The organism is Pseudomonas fluorescens group sp. (assembly GCF_020093335.1).
In the GTDB taxonomy this organism is placed as follows: Bacteria; Pseudomonadota; Gammaproteobacteria; order Pseudomonadales; family Pseudomonadaceae; genus Aquipseudomonas; species Aquipseudomonas petroselini.
Map to the genome: position 1 here is coordinate 1 of NZ_JAIOKW010000043.1, position 17,143 is coordinate 17,143.

A 17,143-nucleotide genomic window follows, 5' to 3' on the forward strand; every position below is an offset into this window, starting at 1 on the left:
TACCTGCCACTGGCTGCCCTTTCTGACGCTCTTTACGAACCTGATCAACCCAGCGGCGCAGAGCCGTAGGACCAACGTCCATCGATGCACAGACGTCAGGAACTGAGCAGTTATCATCAAGAACCATGCTTGCAGCACGTTGCTTGAACTCGCGGGTGTAGGTCTTTCGCTCTTGCATGGAACCTCCTGATTGGGCGAATCATATCGCCCTTAAGAGGTGTCCGGGATCATTAGGCCAGTTCAGCTTGCTCCCGATGGCGGTTTGGCAGACAACAAACCTTCCTGCTCATACAATGCCCGCTGCCTTGTAGGAGACTTCCATGACCACCCGCCCCGCCGCCCCTCGCAAACCCCGCGCCCGCAGCCAGGCCCGGATCGACGCGATTCTCGACGCCGCCCGCACGTTGCTGGCCGCCGAAGGCGTGGCCGGTTTGTCGATCTACAGCGTGGCCGAACGGGCGCAGATCCCGCCGTCGTCGGTGTATCACTTTTTCGCCAGCGTGCCCGCGTTGCTGGAAGCGCTGACAGCAGATGTGCACGCAGCATTCCGCGCGGCCATTCAGGCGCCCATCGAGCACGACTCACTCAAGCACTGGCGTGATCTGTCCTACATCGTCGAGCAACGAATGCTCGCGATCTACGACGAGGACGCCGCCGCACGCCAGTTGATCCTGGCCCAGCACGGGCTGACCGAGGTCACCCAGGCGGATCGCCAGCATGATCTGGAATTGGGGAACTTGATGCTGGACGTGTTCAATCGCCACTTCGAAGTGCCGACACTGCCCAGCGATGTCGACGTGTTTGCCCTGGCGCTGGAACTGAGCGATCGCGTGTATGCGCGCTCGGTGCATCAGCATGGGCTGATCACGCCACGCATGGCGGAGGAAGGGATGCGGGTGTTTGATGCGTATGTGGGGCTTTATTTGCCGGCGTACCTGCCCAAGCGCTGAGTAGTGTGGTGGCTGGGCCGGCCTCATCGGGGGCAAGCCCCCTCCCACCTTTTGAATGTATTCACAGGTCAAAATGTGGGAGGGGGCTTGCCCCCGATGGCGGCCTCAGGCGCGATCACAACTTGGCAATCGACACCTCGGTGGACTTCACGAAGGCGATCACTTCGCTGCCAATCACCAACTCCAGCTCTTTGACCGAGCGGGTGGTGATCACGGAAGTGACGATGCCGGACGCGGTCTGTACGTCGATTTCCGACAGCACGTCGCCTTCGACGATTTCCTTGATGGTGCCTTTGAACTGGTTACGCACGTTGATGGCTTTAATAGTCATGTTGTTCTTCCTTCATGGGACAAGTGAGTTATTGAGCCCAACGCAATTGCGTAGGCAGCGGTGAAACAGGTTCGGGTTCCGGCGGCGTGCCGGGTAACGACAACACACGGTTGAGCACTTCGGCTTCCAGCGCGGCCAGGCGATGTGAGCCCCGGGCACGTGGGCGCGGCAGGTCGACGATGAGGTCGAGGCCGATTTCGCCGTCTTCGATCAGGATCACCCGGTCGGCAATGGCCACGGCTTCGCTGACGTCGTGGGTCACCAGCAACACGGTGAAACCGTGCTTCTGCCAGAGGTTTTCGATCAGTTGCTGCATCTCAATGCGGGTCAGGGCATCCAGCGCGCCCAGCGGTTCATCGAGCAGCAGCAAGCGCGGTTGGTGGATCAGCGCACGGGCCAGGGCCACCCGTTGCTTCTGCCCGCCGGACAGCGCCGCCGGCCATTCATTGGCACGTTCGGCCAGGCCGACCGCCTCAAGGGCTTCCAACGCTTTGGGGCGCCAGTTGCCTTTAAGGCCCAGGCCGACGTTATCGATGATCTTTTTCCACGGCAGCAGGCGCGCTTCCTGGAACATCAGCCGCGTGTCTTCAATGGCTTCGCTTAGCGGTGCGGAACCGGCCAGCAGCTCGCCGCCGCTGGCTTTGTCCAGGCCGGCCAGCAGGCGCAGCAAGGTACTTTTGCCGCAACCACTGCGACCGACCACCGCCACGAATTGGCCGGCAGGAATGTGCAGGTCGATGTCCTTGAGCACTTCGCGCGCGCCAAAGGCCTTGCGCAACTTGCGCACCGCCAGGGGGATGCCCTTGAGCAGGCGCGGGGGTTGTTGAGCTGTCATGCCGCACCTCCTTTATTCACTTGATACGCCGGGTGCCAGCGCAGCCACACCCGCTCCAGGCCGCGAGCGGCCAGATCGGCGAGCTTGCCGAGGATGGCGTACATGACGATGGCCAACACCACCACGTCGGTTTGCAGGAATTCACGCGCATTCATCGCCAGGTAACCGATGCCGGAGCTGGCGGAAATGGTTTCCGCTACAATCAGCGTCAACCACATAAAGCCCAGGGCAAACCGCACGCCCACCAGGATCGACGGCAGCGCGCCCGGCAGGATCACCTGGCGGAACAGGCTGAACCCGGACAAGCCGTAGCTGCGCGACATTTCCACCAGTGCCGGGTCGACGTTGCGAATGCCGTGGTACGTGTTGAGGTAGATCGGGAACAGCGTGCCGAGCGCGACGAGGAAAATCTTCGCCGTCTCGTCGATGCCAAACCACAGGATCACCAGCGGAATCAACGCCAGGTGTGGCACGTTGCGGATCATCTGCACCGAGCTGTCCAGCAGGCGTTCGCCCCACGTCGACAGGCCGGTGATAAACCCCAGGGCCAGGCCGATGCTGCCGCCGATCACAAAACCCAGGCCCGCGCGCCAGCCACTGATGGCCAGGTGGGTCCAGATTTCTCCGCTGGCCACCAGGTGGACGCCGGCTGCAATCACGGCGCTGGGCGCCGGCAGAATACGCGTCGACAACCAACCCGCCGACACCGACAACTGCCACACCGCCAGCAACAACACCGGCAGCACCCAGGGCGCGACGCGGTGGCTTAATTTTTCAAAACTCATGGCGCCACCTCAGCTCTGTGACGCAGCTTTAGGAAGGATGTCGTTGGCGACCATTTCGCCGAACGGGCTCACGTACCCGGCGCTTTTCGGCAGCTCGGGACGTTCGATATCCAAGTGGGGAAACAACAGCTCAGCCACCCGATACGACTCTTCCAGGTGTGGATAACCGGAGAAGATAAAGGTGTCGATGCCCAGTGCTGCGTATTCCTTCACGCGTGCCGCGACGGTTGGGCCATCGCCTACCAGCGCGGTGCCCGCACCGCCGCGCACCAGGCCGACGCCGGCCCACAGGTTAGGGCTGACCTCGAGGTTGTCGCGATTGCCGCCATGCAAGGCCGCCATGCGTTGCTGGCCAACAGAATCGAAGCGCGCCAGGGAGGCCTGGGCACGGGCGATGGTGTCGTCGTCCAGGTGGGAGATCAGTTTATCGGCGGCTTTCCACGCTTCATCGTTGGTTTCGCGCACGATCACATGCAGGCGAATACCAAAGCGCACCGTGCGCCCCAGCTTCGCGGCCTTGGCCCGCACCTGTGCGATTTTTTCCGCGACAGCGGCCGGTGGCTCACCCCAGGTCAGGACCATTTCCACCTGTTCGGCCGCCAGGTCCTGGGCCGCTTCGGAGGAACCGCCGAAGTACAACGGCGGACGCGGTTGCTGGATCGGCGGGTAAAGCAACTTAGCGCCTTTGACGCTGATGTGTTCGCCGTCGTAATCCACGGTTTCACCTTCCAGCACACGACGCCAGATACGGGTGAATTCCACCGAGGCCTGGTAACGCTCTTCGTGGCTGAGGAACAGACCGTCGCCGGCCAATTCTTCCGGATCACCACCGGTGACCAAGTTGAACAACGCACGGCCGCCGGACAGGCGGTCGAGGGTCGCGGCCTGACGTGCCGCCACCGTCGGGGAAATGATCCCAGGGCGCAGCGCGACGAGGAATTTCAAACGCTGGGTCACCGGGATCAGCGAAGCGGCCACCAGCCACGAGTCTTCGCACGAACGCCCGGTCGGGATCAGCACCCCGCCGAAACCCAGGCGATCAGCGGCCTGGGCCACTTGCTGCAGGTAACCGTGGTCAACGGCGCGAGCGCCTTCGGCGGTGCCAAGGTAATGGCCGTCGCCGTGGGTAGGCAGGAACCAGAAAATATTGAGGCTCATGGAGTTGTCTCCTGAAGAAGTCGGATTACGGCGCTTTAGCCACGGCGGCGGGTGGCGTCCAGATCACGTCCTTGATGCTCAAGGGCTTGGGGATCAATTTGAGTTGGTAGAAGCTGTCGGCGATTTTCTGCTGGGCCGCCACCACTTCCGGGGTCAGGAACAGTGCGCCGTAGCCTTGGCGCTTCACCGAGGTCAGGGTGATGTCTGCCGGCAGGCCGAGCAGCGGCGCCACTTGTTCAGTCACTTCCTGTGGGTTGGCCTTGGACCACTCGCCCACGGCGCGCACTTCTTCGATCAGAGCCTTGAGCACCTCAGGGTGTTTTTCAGCGTACGGCTTGGTGGCCAGATAGAACTGATGGTTGTCGGCGATGCCGGTACCGTCACGCAGGGTGCGGGCCTGCAGTTGTTTCTCGGCGGCGGCCTGGTACGGGTCCCAGATTACCCAGGCGTCCACGCTGCCACGCTCGAAGGCGGCACGGGCATCGGCGGGCGGCAGGAACACGGTCTGCACGTCGGTGTATTTCAGGCCGGCATCTTCCAGGGCACGTACCAACAGGTAGTGCACGTTGGAGCCTTTGTTGAGCACGACTTTCTTGCCCTTGAGTTCGGCCACGGATTTGATCGGCGAATCTTTCGGCACCAGGATTGCTTCGCTGGTCGGCGCTGGCGGCTCGTAGGCCACGTAGAGCAAGTCGGCACCGGCGGCCTGGGCGAATACCGGTGGGGTTTCGCCGGTCACGCCGAAGTCGATGGAGCCGACGTTCAGGCCTTCAAGCAGTTGCGGGCCGCCCGGAAACTCGGTCCATTGGACATTGACGCCCTGGGCCGCGAGGCGTTTTTCCAGGGAACCCTTGGCTTTGAGCAGCACCAGCGTGCCGTACTTCTGATAACCGATACGCAGGGTCTCGGCGGCTTGAGCTTGAACAATGGCGCCGAAGGACACAGCCGCAGCAAACAGTGCGACCAGACCACGACGCAAGATGACAGTGCGCATGGCGCTCTCTCCAAATAATGCGATGAGGGGGTTGGCTGCACCTGCTTGGCCGTTAGCGGCTGAGTAAGGTGAGTACTACAAAATCCGGTAAGGCTCAGATGCTCCAGCGAGCACTCAACAAACGTTCATTCAACACATGGGGGTCCAGCGGTTTCGGGCGACGGGCCATGGCGCCGTAGAGCGTTTCCAGGGCCTCGTGCAAACGGTGTTCAAGCACCGGCACCAGTTGCGCCTGGGCGCTGCCTTCGCCATAGGCGATCTGGCTGTCTTCGGCAAAAATACCGTGGAGCAATTCCTGGGCTTTCAGCGCCGACAACACCGGTTTCAGCGCGTAATCCACCGCGAGCATATGCGCGATGCTGCCGCCGGTCGCCATCGGCAACACGATCTTGTGGGCCAGGGCGCGCTCGGGCAGCAGGTCCAGCACCGTCTTCAGCGCGCCGGAGAATGAGGCCTTGTACACCGGCGTGGCGATCACCAGACCGTCCGCGTTAGCCACTTGTTGCAGCAGGTCGATGACCTTTGGGCTGTCGAAGCGCGCATGCAGCAAGTCCTCAGCCGGGAAGTCCCGTATCTGGTAACTCACGACTTCTACGCCTTTGTCTTGCAACCACTGACGGGTTTTATCCAGCAACACCCCGGAGCGGGAACGCTGGCTGGGACTGCCTCCAAGTGTTACGACCAACATGCAGGAATTCCTTGAGCAAGTGCCGGCGGTTCGCTGTGTGGCGATGGCGCCAAGATGGAACAGACCTTATCAGCAGATTTATATATCTTTAAATCTTATTTTTTCATTTGTTTATTCTTTAAATGCATATAAGGATGATTAAACGCCAGGCGAAAAAAAGGCCGTCGAAACGGCCTGAAAACCCTTGTTGTGATTCAGCTTCAACGACGGTGTATTGAACGACGCCATCAGGGGCAAGCCCCCTCCCACAGGGGAATGCGGTCAACGGTGGGAGGGGGGGCTTTCCCCCGATGCCTATATCCGCGTTAACGATTGGGTTGCGGGGTGAGTCGCAGGTACGGCTTCACTGCGCGATACCCCTTCGGAAAGCGCTTCTTGATCTCTTCCTCATCCTTGAGCGACGGCACGATCACCACTTCATCACCGTCCTGCCAGTTGGCAGGCGTGGCGACCTTGTGGTTGTCGGTGAGTTGCAACGAGTCAATCACCCGCAGGATTTCGTGGAAGTTGCGCCCGGTGCTGGCCGGGTAGGTGATGGTCAGGCGGATCTTCTTGTTCGGGTCGATCACGAACAAGGAACGCACGGTGAGCGTGTCACTGGCGTTGGGGTGGATCAGGTCATACAGGTCGGACACTTTGCGATCGGCGTCGGCCAGGATCGGGAAGTTGACGACAGTGTTCTGGGTTTCGTTGATGTCTTCGATCCACTTGTGGTGCGAGTCCACCGGGTCCACCGACAGGGCGATGGCCTTGACGCCACGCTGGGCGAATTCATCCTTGAGTTTGGCGGTGAAACCCAGCTCGGTGGTGCACACCGGCGTGAAGTCCGCTGGGTGGGAAAACAACACACCCCAGCTATCGCCCAGCCATTCGTGGAAACGAATCTTGCCGGCGCTGGAATCCTGTTCGAAGTCGGGGGCGATATCGCCCAGTCTTAGGCTCATGGTGTGGCTCCTGGTGAGTGCTTATGGAGCCCACTGTGCATGGATTGTGGATTATTTAAAAAGAATAAATATCGATTTATCTAGACGATAAAGGAATATTAAAAATCTGTTCATTGGACGGGCGTACGTGCGAGGAGCAACATCCATTTCAAGGTTTGAGAAGGCCTTGAGACGCTGTACACAGAGGGGTTCAGGAAGGGCTTGCGGGGGTTGAGCCCGACTTGAAAAGTAAGACACCTTGCCCGGCGTTGCGCCGGGCAAGGTTTTACGCAGTTACTTGAACGCGTAGGTGTAGCTTACGATGACGCGGTTTTCGTCTTGATCGCGCGCGGCAGCAACATCGTTGCGCCACATAGCGTTTTTCCAAGCGACACCGACGTTTTTGAACACGCCTTCTGGTACGACGTAGGCAACAGTGATGTCACGCTCCCACTCGGACTGTCCGGTGAACTCAGCGCGGCTACCGTTGACGGTGTCAATGTCGGTACCTTTGAGGTACACAACACCAGCGGTCAGGCCTGGGACGCCAACTTTGGCGAAGTCGTAAGAGTAGCGAGCTTGCCAGGTACGTTCGCCAGCACGGGCGAACTTGGCGATCTGCATGTCAGTGGTCAGGTAAGCGGACGAGCCGTCGCCTTGGTTCAACCAAGGGAAGTCGCTGCTGCCATTGCTGACTTGATAACCACCACCGAAGGTATGACCGGCAACGGTGTACAGAAACAGACCGCTGTACAGGTTGTTATCAACCTTGCCGCGACCGGAGTTGACGCCGCTGTAGTTACCCGACGAGAAGTAGGCAGATTCGTGACCGTTTTTACCGTCGTCGGAACTGTTGAAGTAACGCAGGTCAGACTTCAATACGCCAGGACCAATGGCCCAGTTGTGGGTCAGACCCAGGAAGTGCTGCTTGTAGAAATCTTCCAGGTTGCCGTAGTAGTACTGGGCAGTCAGGTCTTTGGTGATTTTGTAGTCACCACCGGCATAGTAGAACTTGTTGCTGTCACGCCAAGAAGCGCCCCGAGAGTTGGCGCCAGAGATCGACAGGTTGTCGACGTTGCTGGAGTTACGGCCCTTGGCTTTTTCGATCTGACCGGCAACCAGCGTCAGGTCTTTGTTAAGGTCGTTGGTAGTGATCTGGCCACCTTGGAAGGTCTGCGGCAGCAGACGACCGTCGTTGGTCACGATAACCGGCAGCTTAGGTTGCAGAGTACCCAGCTTCAGTTCTGTCTGAGAGATCTTGGCTTTGGCAGTCAGGCCCAGGCTGGAGTAGTTATCAACGGCTTCGCCATTGGACTTGCTCGGGAACACGGTGCCGCCGTAAGACGAGGCCGTCGCGCCGTTGGTACCGCCGCCGGAATCCAGGCGAACACCCAGCAGGCCAATAGCGTCAAGACCAAAGCCTACAGTGCCTTGGGTGTAGCCGGAGATGAAGCGCAGGTCGAAGCCTTGGCCCCACTCTTCCTGCTTGTTCTGAACACCGGCGCGTTTGTTGGCAGCAGTGCCAGCAGCCGAGTCACGGTTGTCAGTGTTGATGTAAAAGTTACGCAGACCCAGTGTTACTTTACTGTCATCGATGAAACCGGCAGCGCCTGCTTGCTGGGCGATTGCGCCCAAAGCTACAGCCAAAGCCAAGGTGGACTTCTTCATGTACCGCTCCTCTCATTTCTAATTTTTGTATTTCTTAGGTCTCGGGTCTAACGCCCTCGATCCACAGATGCGCGATTAGCACCGGATAGTGACTGACAAGTCAATCGTAACCTTGTGTGTCTACTACCTTCGTCTAACCGCAGTTGATTTGGTCCCTGCAGGGTAATGAGTTTTTCATACACCCAAAAAGAATTGTTTCATTCTTTTTCATACGATTTGGGAATAAGCCATTTCGTGACGCGGACAGGTCAGGGTAGACCAACCGCTCCCTTAGCTAATGCCTAAAAGGTATTTCTTAACGCCTTTTTAGATCGAATAGCGTGGCCATACGGTTGCATACGTCACCTACGATCAAAAACGCGACGCCATCATGGCCAAACGCATATCCTCCCGTCAATTTGTTACAGTTTTTGTGTCACTAATTCTTTCTTTTGATGTCAAAGCCGCCCATTTGCGATCGCCTACCTCAGCGGCTTCACGAAATCTACCCCTCGTTGCATCGTTAGTATCGGCCCAGATCAATACTTCTGAAGCATGAGCGGTGCATAACGGCAGCCACAATGTCGCAGCCCAGGACCTGATCGGAAGAACCATCGCCACACCGATTCTCTCAACCTCTCATAAAAGCCAGCTCGGCACGCTGAAGCCTTGGGGCCTGCATGCTCGGAAAGTGAATGTGTTGAACCTGAACGCGACAGAAATTGCCGCTGAGTGGAAACGTAGCGAAATCGACGCGGTGTTCGGGTGACAGCGCAATAAATCTCGAAACTGACAGACTAAAACACTACGGACATTTCCGAACTGCTGGCCAGCGTCCGATTGCCGGACGCCCAGACACCTCAGATCCAATGTGGGAGCGAGCAAGGCCGTTCCCACATTTTTAACCTGTGTCGTTCCCGAAATCGGGTTTAGAGCGCCTTCTCGAAAATCTTCGAGTTACGCTGATAGTTGTACAGCGACGCCCGCGCCGACGGCAGACGGTCCACACTGCTCGGCACAAAGCCGCGCTCACGGAACCAGTGGGCGGTACGCGTGGTAAGCACGAACAAGGTCTTCAACCCCTGCGCCCGCGCACGGGTCTGGATACGCTCCAGCAACACATCACCCCGGGCGCCGTGGCGGTATTCCGGGTTCACCGCCAGGCAGGCCAGCTCACCCGCATCCGAATCGGCGATCTGATACAACGCCGCACAGGCGATGATCATGCCTTCGCGCTCCACCACGCTGAACTGCTCGATCTCACGCTCAAGCACTTCGCGCGAACGGCGCACCAGGATGCCCTGCTCTTCCAGCGGGCTGATCAGGTCGAGCAAGCCGCCGACATCTTCAATCGCCGCTTCACGCACCAGTTCGAACTGCTCCTGGGCCACCAGCGTACCGCCGCCGTCCCGTGTGAACAGTTCGGTGAGCAAGGCCCCGTCTTCGGCGTAGCTGACGATATGGCTGCGTCCTACGCCGCCCCGACAGGCCTCGGCGGCCGCATCCAGCAACTCGGCCTGGTAGTTGCTGCTGCCCAGGCGTTGCAGGTGAGCCGGCACTTGTTGCGGGCGCAACTCGCGCACCAGGCGACCGTTTTCATCGATCAAGCCCAGGTCGGCACCAAACAGCAGCAGCTTGTCGGCGCCCAGGTCGATGGCAGCGCGGGTAGCGACGTCTTCGCAGGCCAGGTTGAAGATCTCACCGGTCGGTGAATACCCCAGCGGCGACAGCAGCACGATGGAGCGTTCGTCCAGCAGGCGGTTGATGCCCTTGCGGTCGACACGACGCACTTCGCCGGTGTGGTGGTAGTCCACGCCTTCCAGTACGCCGATAGGACGTGCGGTTACGAAATTGCCGCTGGTCACGCGCAGGCGCGAGCCCTGCATCGGCGACGAGGCCATGTCCATCGACAGGCGTGCTTCGATGGCGATACGCAAGTGGCCGACGGCGTCGATCACACACTCCAGTGTCGCGGCATCGGTGATGCGCATGCCTTCGTGGTAAGTCGGAGTCAGGCCACGCGCTTCAAGGCGCACCTCAATCTGTGGGCGCGAACCGTGCACCAGCACCAGTCGCACGCCGAGGCTGTGGAGCAGCACCAGGTCGTGGACGATATTGCCGAAGTTAGGATGTTCCACACCATCGCCGGGCAGCATGACCACAAAGGTGCAGTCCCGGTGAGCGTTGATGTAGGGCGAAGCGTGACGAAGCCAATTGACGTATTCGGGCATGGAACCTGGGCCTGTAATAAAAAGCAGCCGAAAAAGGATGAGTCGTGAAAACGCACAGCGGGCTGATGGTTATCGTCGGAACAGGCTTGGCGACACGCTCACTCTCCTTCTATGTACGAATAGGCAGGGGTTAATTTATGCAGGTTTCAGGCAGTAATGTTCGATCAGTTCCCGCAATAGACGCACTGTAGGCGTCAAGCGTGACATTTCGAGGTACTCGCCCGGCTGGTGGGCGCAGGCGATGTCGCCGGGGCCGAGCACCAGGGTTTCACAACCAAGGCGCTGAAGATAAGGCGCTTCGGTGCCGAACGCTACTGCTTCGGCACGATGACCGGTCAATCGTTCCGCGACCCGCACCAGCTCGGCGTCTTCGACTTGCTCAAACGGCGGCACTTCGGGGAACAGCGGCGCATAGTCGATCTTGACCTGATGGCGCTCGGCCAAGGGTTCAAGCTTCTGCCGGATGGCCGCGCGCAGCACTTCGGGATCCATGCCCGGCAAAGGTCGCAGGTCGAATTCCAGGGAGCATTGGCCGCAGATGCGGTTGGGGTTGTCACCGCCGTGGATGCAACCGAAGTTCATGGTCGGCTGGGGCACACTGAATTGCGGGTTGCGGTACTCCCGCTGCCAGGCCAGGCGCAAACCACGCAGTTCGCCAATGGCGTCGTGCATGGCTTCCAGGGCACTGTGACCCAGGCGCGGGTCCGACGAGTGGCCGCTTTGCCCAAGAATGTCGATGCGCTCCATCATCACGCCTTTGTGCAGTCGGACCGGCTTGAGGCCGGTGGGCTCGCCGATCACGGCCGCACGGCCCAGGGGGCGACCCGCCTCGGCCAGTGCGCGCGCGCCGGACATCGAGCTTTCTTCATCGCAGGTCGCGAGGATCAGCAGCGGCTGCTTGAACGGTTGGTCCAGCAGCGGCAATACCGCTTCGATGGCCAGCGCGAAAAAGCCCTTCATGTCGCAACTGCCCAATCCTACCCAGCGACCGTCGACTTCCGTCAGTTTGAGCGGATCAGTTTTCCACAACGCGGCGTCATAAGGGACGGTGTCGCTATGCCCCGCCAGCACCAGGCCGCCGGGGCCGCTGCCAAAACTGGCGAGCAGGTTGAACTTGCCGGGGCTGACGTGTTGGATGTCGATGGCGAAGCCCAGGTCTCCCAACCAGCTGGCAAGCAAATCGATCACCGGGCGGTTGGTCTGGTCGAGAGACGCTTGGGTGCAACTGACCGAAGGCGCGGCAACCAGTGCGGCGAACTGCTCTTTCATGGACGGTAACGGCATGCGCGGTCTCTCAACTTCCCGGATGAACCTCACTATAGAGGCATCTGCACAACACAATAAACCGTTGCGGCACGTTGCCGGGCTCAGTCCTGTACACTGCACGACCTTGGCAGCCACACTTTTCCCCGGCTGCGCTCCCGATCCTGGATTTTCCGGCCATGCAGAAAGAAACCGAAATCAAGCTCCGCGTCAGCCGCGAAACACTCGCCGCGCTACGTGAGCACCCGCTACTGAAAAAACGCAACAAAAGTGGCTGGGAACGCCGTGAGTTGATGAACCAATACTTCGACACCCCCGAGCGCGACCTGGCCCAGGCCAAAGTCGCCCTGCGCCTGCGCAAGGACGGTGACGACATCATCCAGACCCTCAAGACCCGTGGCCAGAGCGTCGCCGGCCTGTCGGAACGTAACGAATACAACTGGGAACTGCCCAAAGCCAAGCTCGACGTGAAGAAGCTCGACGGCGAATGCTGGCCAGAGCAGTTGGCCGAGCTGGACAAAAAGACCCTCAAGCCGATCTTCACCACCGACTTCGTGCGTGAACGCGCCGAAATCGCCTGGGGCCGTGGCAAGGCCAAGGTGGTCATCGAAGCCGCCCTGGACCTGGGCCATGTGGTGGTCGGCAAGCAGAAAGAAGAAATCTGTGAGCTGGAACTGGAACTGCGCGAAGGCGAACCGGCTGCCCTGCTGGAACTCGCCGCCGAACTGGCCGCCACCCTTGCCTTGATGCCATGCGACATCAGCAAAGCCGAGCGTGGCTATCGCCTGTACGACGCCAGCAGCTACTCCTTGAGCCTGCCGGCGCCGCAACTGCAGGCCGAAATGCCGCTGGACGACGCCTTCGCCGCGATCATGTGGCACTTGCTTGGCAGCAGCCAGCGCCTGGCCGAGCAATACCGTTTTAATGGCCACTGGCGCCTGCTGCAGGACTGGGTCGACAACCTCGGCGAACTGCGCGCCCTGATCGGTAGCCTCGGTCAGGCGGCACCGCGCCAATCCACCAGCGAACTGCGCAGCGCACTCGACGCCCTGCTGGAAGACTGGCGCCCGCTGGTGCAAGCCGGTGATGACGACGAAGACATTCGCAAAGCCGCACCGGAACAGTTCATCGAAGAATTGGACGACGTGCGTTGGGGCCTGTTCTCACTGAACGCTTCGCGCTGGCTGCTGGCCCGCACCTGGACCGCCGACCGCAACGTACGCGGCAACCGCCAAGGCGCTGCGCAAATCACCAACTGGCTGCCACGCCTGCTGGCCGACGATGCCGTCGCCCTGCAACTGCCGCGCTACCAGCAACAGCCGGAAGACCTGGCTGAGCAGCTGCCGCGCATCGAACGCATCCAGGCCTGGCTGCACCATGCGCGCCAGGTGGTGGATATTCCGGAACTGGACCGCCTGTACGGCGAGCTGAACAAGTTGGTGCAACTGGCCAACCAGCCGATCACCGACGAGTCGCTGGATGCGCGGATGCATCAGGCGATTGCGGTGTACCAGAACCGTGCGTGGAAGATGTTGCTGCGTCTGTAAGATCGCCATCAGGAGCAAGCCCTGTCCCACATTGAAATGCATTCCAAATGTGGGAGGGAGCTTGCTCCCGATGAGGCCGGTCCGGTCAGCGCAAGACCGGCAGGCTGGTAGTGGATTTGATCTCCGACAACGCCACAATCGAATTAACTTCCTGAATCCCCGGCACCATCGACAGCTTTTCAAAGAAAAACCGCTCATAGGCCTCGATGTCCGAGGTGACGATACGCAGCAGAAAATCCACCGCCCCCATCAGCACATAACACTCCAGCACTTCCGGAAACCCGCGAATCGCGTCGGTGAACTCGGTGAAGTTGGAGCGACCGTGGGCGTTGAGTTTCACCTCGGCGAAAATCTGCGTGTTGAGGCCGATCTTCTTGCGGTCCAGCAAGGTCACTTGACCGCGAATCACGCCCTCTTCCTTGAGCCGTTGGATCCGTCGCCAGCACGGCGATTGAGACAGGCCGACCTGTTCGGCGATCTGCGCACTGGAGAGCGAGGCGTCTTCTTGCAACAGGGCCAGGATACGGCGGTCGTAGGCGTCCAACTGGCTGTGCATATAAATACCTTTTATTGTGCTTATCTTGAATTATACGATTCGATTAATCGCACAAAAGGCTCATCTTAGATAAGAAATCTCCGTTAGCGAATGTAAAAATTTCTCCAGTCGAATCTGGAGAGCCAGCATGCACGCCATCGAAACCACCCACCCTGTAACCCGCGTCGATGCGTGGGCCGTCAACAGTGCCCACTGCCAGGCGCACTACCGCATCGTCGCCGAGGCGGAACCGGATGTGTTGTGCCGGGTGCTCAACTATTTCGCCCTGCAATGCCTCACGCCGCGACAGGTCACGGTGAACAGGGAAGATGACCTGCTTAACATCAACATCCTGATGGATGGCTTGAGCTGGCACCGCGCCCAGGTGATCGGTGAAAAGATTCGAAACCTGATCAGCGTGTGCTCGCTCGACGTGTGGTCGGCTGATTCGGCGGGGCCTCAGGCGGTGATGGCCGTCGCGCAGTAAAAACCTGCAATACACGCTGGGAGGTGGATATTCAGAGGCTGACTAGCCTGGGGTTTACACCCATTGCCCCAGGAAAACCTTCATGCTTGTTGATCAACGATTGGAACTGCATCAGCTGTTGCCGGCTTTGGTCGACGGGCGCCTGATCACACCCGAAGTGGCGCAGCGCTTGTCGGCGCTGCCGGCCAGCAACAGCCAGCATCCCCTGGAGAGCATCGCAGCCCAAGGCCCCAACCTGGAAACCCTGACCGAATGGCTTGCCCAGCATGCCGGGCAACCCTATCTGCGTATCGACCCATTGAAGATCGACGTGGCAGCCGTGGTGCCGCTGATGTCTCACGCGTTCGCCCAACGTCATGCCATTCTCGCGGTGGCGGTGGACGCGCAGACCGTCACTGTCGCCAGCGCCCAACCCCACATCACCAGCTGGGAAGCCGGGCTGGCGCAGGTGCTCAAGCGTTCGATCAAACGCGTGGTGGCCAACCCGCAGGACATCGCGCGCTGCATCGGCGAGTTTTACCGGCTGGCCAAATCCGTCAGCGGTGCCGACCAAAAGGTCGCGGCGCCTGGCCATGTCGAATTGCTCAACCTCGGCGCCAGCGAGCAAGAGCCGGATGCCAATGACGCGCATATCGTCAACATCGTCGACTGGTTGTTGCAGTACGCCTTCGCACAGCGTGCCAGTGATATCCACATCGAGCCGTGCCGCGAACAGGGCCGGGTACGCTTTCGTATCGACGGGCTGCTGCATGACGTCTATCAGTTTCCGCCCCAGGTCACGATGGCGGTGGTCAGCCGCCTGAAAAGCCTGGGCCGTATGAACGTGGCGGAAAAACGCCGGCCCCAGGACGGCCGGGTCAAGACCAAAAGCCCGACAGGCGCGGAAGTGGAGCTGCGCCTTTCCACCTTGCCCACGGCGTTTGGCGAGAAGCTGGTGATGCGGATCTTCGACCCGCAGGTGCTGCTCAAAGGCTTTGACCAGTTGGGCTTGTCTGCTGATGACCAACAGCGCTGGCACGCCATGACCAGCCAGACCAATGGCATCATACTGGTCACCGGCCCTACCGGTTCGGGCAAGACCAGCACCCTCTACACGACGCTCAGGCAACTGGCGACCCGGGAGGTCAACCTGTGCACCGTGGAAGACCCGGTCGAGATGGTCGAGCCGGCGTTCAACCAGATGCAGGTGCAGCAAAACATCGACCTGACCTTCGCCAGCGGCATCCGCGCCCTGCTGCGCCAGGACCCGGACATCATCATGATCGGCGAGATTCGCGACCAGGAAACTGCTGAAATGGCGATCCAAGCCGCGTTGACCGGACACTTGGTGCTGTCGACCCTGCATACCAACGATGCACCCAGTGCCATCAGCCGCTTGCAGGAACTGGGAGTTGCTCATTATTTGATCAAAGCAACGCTACTGGGCGTGATGGCGCAGCGCTTGGTACGGGTTTTGTGCCCCCACTGCAAGCGTGCACGGGATGACGTGCATGAGGCCGTGGGGTGCGTTGAATGTCGAAACAGCGGTTATCGGGGACGCGCCGGCGTATACGAAATCATGGTGTTGAACGAAGCACTGAAGACGCTGATCACGCCCGGCGCCGACGTGCAGGCGCTGCGTCAGGCGGCGGTGGCACAAGGTATGTGCAGCCTGCGCATGGCTGGCGTGCAAAAGGTCCAGGCAGGGCTGACCACCCTGGCGGAGGTATTGCGGGTGACCCCTGGGGATTCGGTAACAAATCCTTTGTTTGTTACGCGGTGAAACCGTTCTTATCGGTGACAACACCGTTACAATCGGCCGAACGTCGTTTCACTGACACCATCAGATAGGGAATCGCTATGCAGATCGGAACCGTACTGCTTCTTTTCGTGGGCTTGGCCATCGCCATCCTGTTCATGGGCTTCAAGGTCGTCCCCCAGGGTTACCAATGGACGGTCGAGCGTTTCGGGCGCTACACCAACACCCTCAAGCCTGGCCTGAACATCATTATCCCGGTCATGGACCGCATCGGCCGCAAGATCAACGTGATGGAAAGCGTGCTGGACATCCCGCCCCAGGAAGTCATCACCGCCGACAACGCCACCGTGCAGATCGACGCCGTGTGCTTCTTCCAGGTGGTCAACACGGCCCAGGCCGCCTACGAGGTCAACAACCTCGAACATGCCATCCGCAACCTGCTGCAAACCAACATCCGTACCGTGCTCGGCTCCATGGAGCTGGATGCCATGCTCAGCCAGCGTGACGGCATCAACGAAAAACTGCTGAAAACCGTGGACGAAGCCACGGCACCTTGGGGCATCAAGATCACCCGTATCGAGATCAAGGACATCAGCCCGCCGGCCGACCTGATGGCCGCCATGTCGGGCCAGATGAAAGCCGAGCGGATCAAGCGTGCGCAAATCCTCGAAGCCGAAGGCCTGCGCGCCTCGGCGATCCTGACTGCCGAAGGCAAGAAGCAGGCGCAGATCCTTGAGGCTGAAGGTAGCCGCCAAGCGGCGTTCCTTGAGTCCGAGGCCCGCGAACGTCAGGCCGAAGCGGAAGCCCGTGCCACCCAGGTCGTGTCCGAGGCGATCGCATCGGGCAACGTGCAGGCGGTCAATTACTTCGTCGCGCAGAAATACATCGATGCCCTGGGCAAGCTGGCTTCGGCCAACAACAGCAAGGTCATCCTGATGCCGCTGGAAGCCAGCCAAGTCATCGGCGCGGTCGGCGGTATCGGCGAGATCGTCAAGGCGACGTTCGACAACAAGAAAGGCTGAGGCCATCGC

General features: G+C 60.0%; 17 protein-coding genes and 1 pseudogene. 6 read left to right on the forward strand and 12 right to left on the reverse strand.

Annotated features, from left to right (window positions below):
- Positions 1-178: transposase (locus tag K7431_RS26875; protein ID WP_224265902.1), on the reverse strand; the 178-nt coding region annotated here is incomplete at its 3' end.
- 142 nt (positions 179-320) lie between these two features.
- Between K7431_RS26875 and K7431_RS26880 the strand changes: the two genes are divergently transcribed.
- A complete protein-coding gene (locus K7431_RS26880; RefSeq protein WP_015886419.1) occupies positions 321-950 on the forward strand; it encodes a TetR/AcrR family transcriptional regulator in 630 nt (209 codons plus the stop codon).
- 115 nt (positions 951-1,065) lie between these two features.
- Here K7431_RS26880 and K7431_RS26885 read toward each other — a convergent pair whose 3' ends face one another.
- The 8 genes from K7431_RS26885 to K7431_RS26920 form a co-directional block, all read right to left on the reverse strand.
- Positions 1,066-1,281: a TOBE domain-containing protein gene (locus K7431_RS26885; RefSeq protein WP_003213899.1), complete on the reverse strand. Its 216-nt coding sequence runs from the start codon at positions 1,279-1,281 to the stop codon at positions 1,066-1,068.
- A 28-nt stretch (positions 1,282-1,309) separates the two neighbouring features.
- Positions 1,310-2,116, reverse strand: coding sequence for an aliphatic sulfonates ABC transporter ATP-binding protein (gene ssuB / locus K7431_RS26890; protein WP_015886420.1), 807 nt, complete (start codon positions 2,114-2,116; stop codon positions 1,310-1,312).
- Positions 2,113-2,901, reverse strand: coding sequence for an aliphatic sulfonate ABC transporter permease SsuC (gene ssuC / locus K7431_RS26895; RefSeq protein WP_015886421.1), 789 nt, complete (start codon positions 2,899-2,901; stop codon positions 2,113-2,115). The genes ssuB and ssuC overlap by 4 nt, the downstream gene beginning before the upstream one ends.
- A gap of 9 nt (positions 2,902-2,910) precedes the next feature.
- On the reverse strand, positions 2,911-4,059 hold the full coding sequence (gene ssuD, locus K7431_RS26900; RefSeq protein ID WP_015886422.1) for an FMNH2-dependent alkanesulfonate monooxygenase: 1,149 nt from the start codon (positions 4,057-4,059) through the stop codon (positions 2,911-2,913).
- Between the two features lie 25 nt (positions 4,060-4,084).
- Positions 4,085-5,053 carry a sulfonate ABC transporter substrate-binding protein gene (locus K7431_RS26905; RefSeq protein WP_015886423.1) on the reverse strand — a complete coding sequence of 323 codons (969 nt, stop codon included), beginning with the start codon at positions 5,051-5,053 and terminating at the stop codon, positions 4,085-4,087.
- 94 nt (positions 5,054-5,147) lie between these two features.
- Positions 5,148-5,741 carry an NADPH-dependent FMN reductase gene (gene ssuE, locus K7431_RS26910; RefSeq protein ID WP_015886424.1) on the reverse strand — a complete coding sequence of 198 codons (594 nt, stop codon included), beginning with the start codon at positions 5,739-5,741 and terminating at the stop codon, positions 5,148-5,150.
- A gap of 305 nt (positions 5,742-6,046) precedes the next feature.
- Positions 6,047-6,685 carry a peroxiredoxin gene (locus K7431_RS26915; RefSeq protein WP_015886425.1) on the reverse strand — a complete coding sequence of 213 codons (639 nt, stop codon included), beginning with the start codon at positions 6,683-6,685 and terminating at the stop codon, positions 6,047-6,049.
- Between the two features lie 273 nt (positions 6,686-6,958).
- Positions 6,959-8,332 (reverse strand): OprD family porin, encoded by a 1,374-nt coding sequence (locus tag K7431_RS26920; RefSeq protein ID WP_015886426.1) that lies wholly within the window; start codon positions 8,330-8,332, stop codon positions 6,959-6,961.
- 370 nt (positions 8,333-8,702) lie between these two features.
- Here K7431_RS26920 and K7431_RS26925 point away from each other — a divergent pair.
- Positions 8,703-9,074, forward strand: a pseudogene (locus tag K7431_RS26925) (ABC transporter substrate-binding protein); the annotation flags it as partial.
- A 166-nt stretch (positions 9,075-9,240) separates the two neighbouring features.
- On the opposite strand, the gene argA reads toward K7431_RS26925, so the two are convergent.
- Both argA and argE read right to left on the reverse strand, forming a co-directional pair.
- A complete protein-coding gene (gene argA / locus K7431_RS26930; RefSeq protein WP_015886427.1) occupies positions 9,241-10,542 on the reverse strand; it encodes an amino-acid N-acetyltransferase in 1,302 nt (433 codons plus the stop codon).
- Between the two features lie 135 nt (positions 10,543-10,677).
- Positions 10,678-11,826: an acetylornithine deacetylase gene (gene argE / locus K7431_RS26935; protein ID WP_015886428.1), complete on the reverse strand. Its 1,149-nt coding sequence runs from the start codon at positions 11,824-11,826 to the stop codon at positions 10,678-10,680.
- Between the two features lie 158 nt (positions 11,827-11,984).
- Between argE and K7431_RS26940 the strand changes: the two genes are divergently transcribed.
- The gene (locus K7431_RS26940) at positions 11,985-13,352 is read left to right on the forward strand and encodes a CYTH domain-containing protein (protein ID WP_015886429.1); all 1,368 of its coding nucleotides are present in this window, start codon (positions 11,985-11,987) and stop codon (positions 13,350-13,352) included.
- A gap of 85 nt (positions 13,353-13,437) precedes the next feature.
- On the opposite strand, the gene K7431_RS26945 is transcribed toward K7431_RS26940, so the two are convergent.
- Complete coding sequence (locus K7431_RS26945) at positions 13,438-13,908, reverse strand: Lrp/AsnC family transcriptional regulator (RefSeq protein ID WP_015886430.1); 471 nt, start codon at positions 13,906-13,908, stop codon at positions 13,438-13,440.
- Positions 13,909-14,035: 127 nt separating this feature from the next.
- On the opposite strand from K7431_RS26945, the gene K7431_RS26950 reads away from it, so the two are divergent.
- The 3 genes from K7431_RS26950 (at position 14,036) to K7431_RS26960 (ending at position 17,134) form a co-directional block, all read left to right on the forward strand.
- Positions 14,036-14,374 (forward strand): hypothetical protein, encoded by a 339-nt coding sequence (locus K7431_RS26950; RefSeq protein WP_015886431.1) that lies wholly within the window; start codon positions 14,036-14,038, stop codon positions 14,372-14,374.
- 82 nt (positions 14,375-14,456) lie between these two features.
- Positions 14,457-16,136 (forward strand): GspE/PulE family protein, encoded by a 1,680-nt coding sequence (locus K7431_RS26955; RefSeq protein WP_015886432.1) that lies wholly within the window; start codon positions 14,457-14,459, stop codon positions 16,134-16,136.
- Positions 16,137-16,213: 77 nt separating this feature from the next.
- The gene (locus K7431_RS26960) at positions 16,214-17,134 is read left to right on the forward strand and encodes an SPFH domain-containing protein (RefSeq protein WP_010207363.1); all 921 of its coding nucleotides are present in this window, start codon (positions 16,214-16,216) and stop codon (positions 17,132-17,134) included.
- The last annotated feature ends 9 nt before the right edge of the window (positions 17,135-17,143 follow it).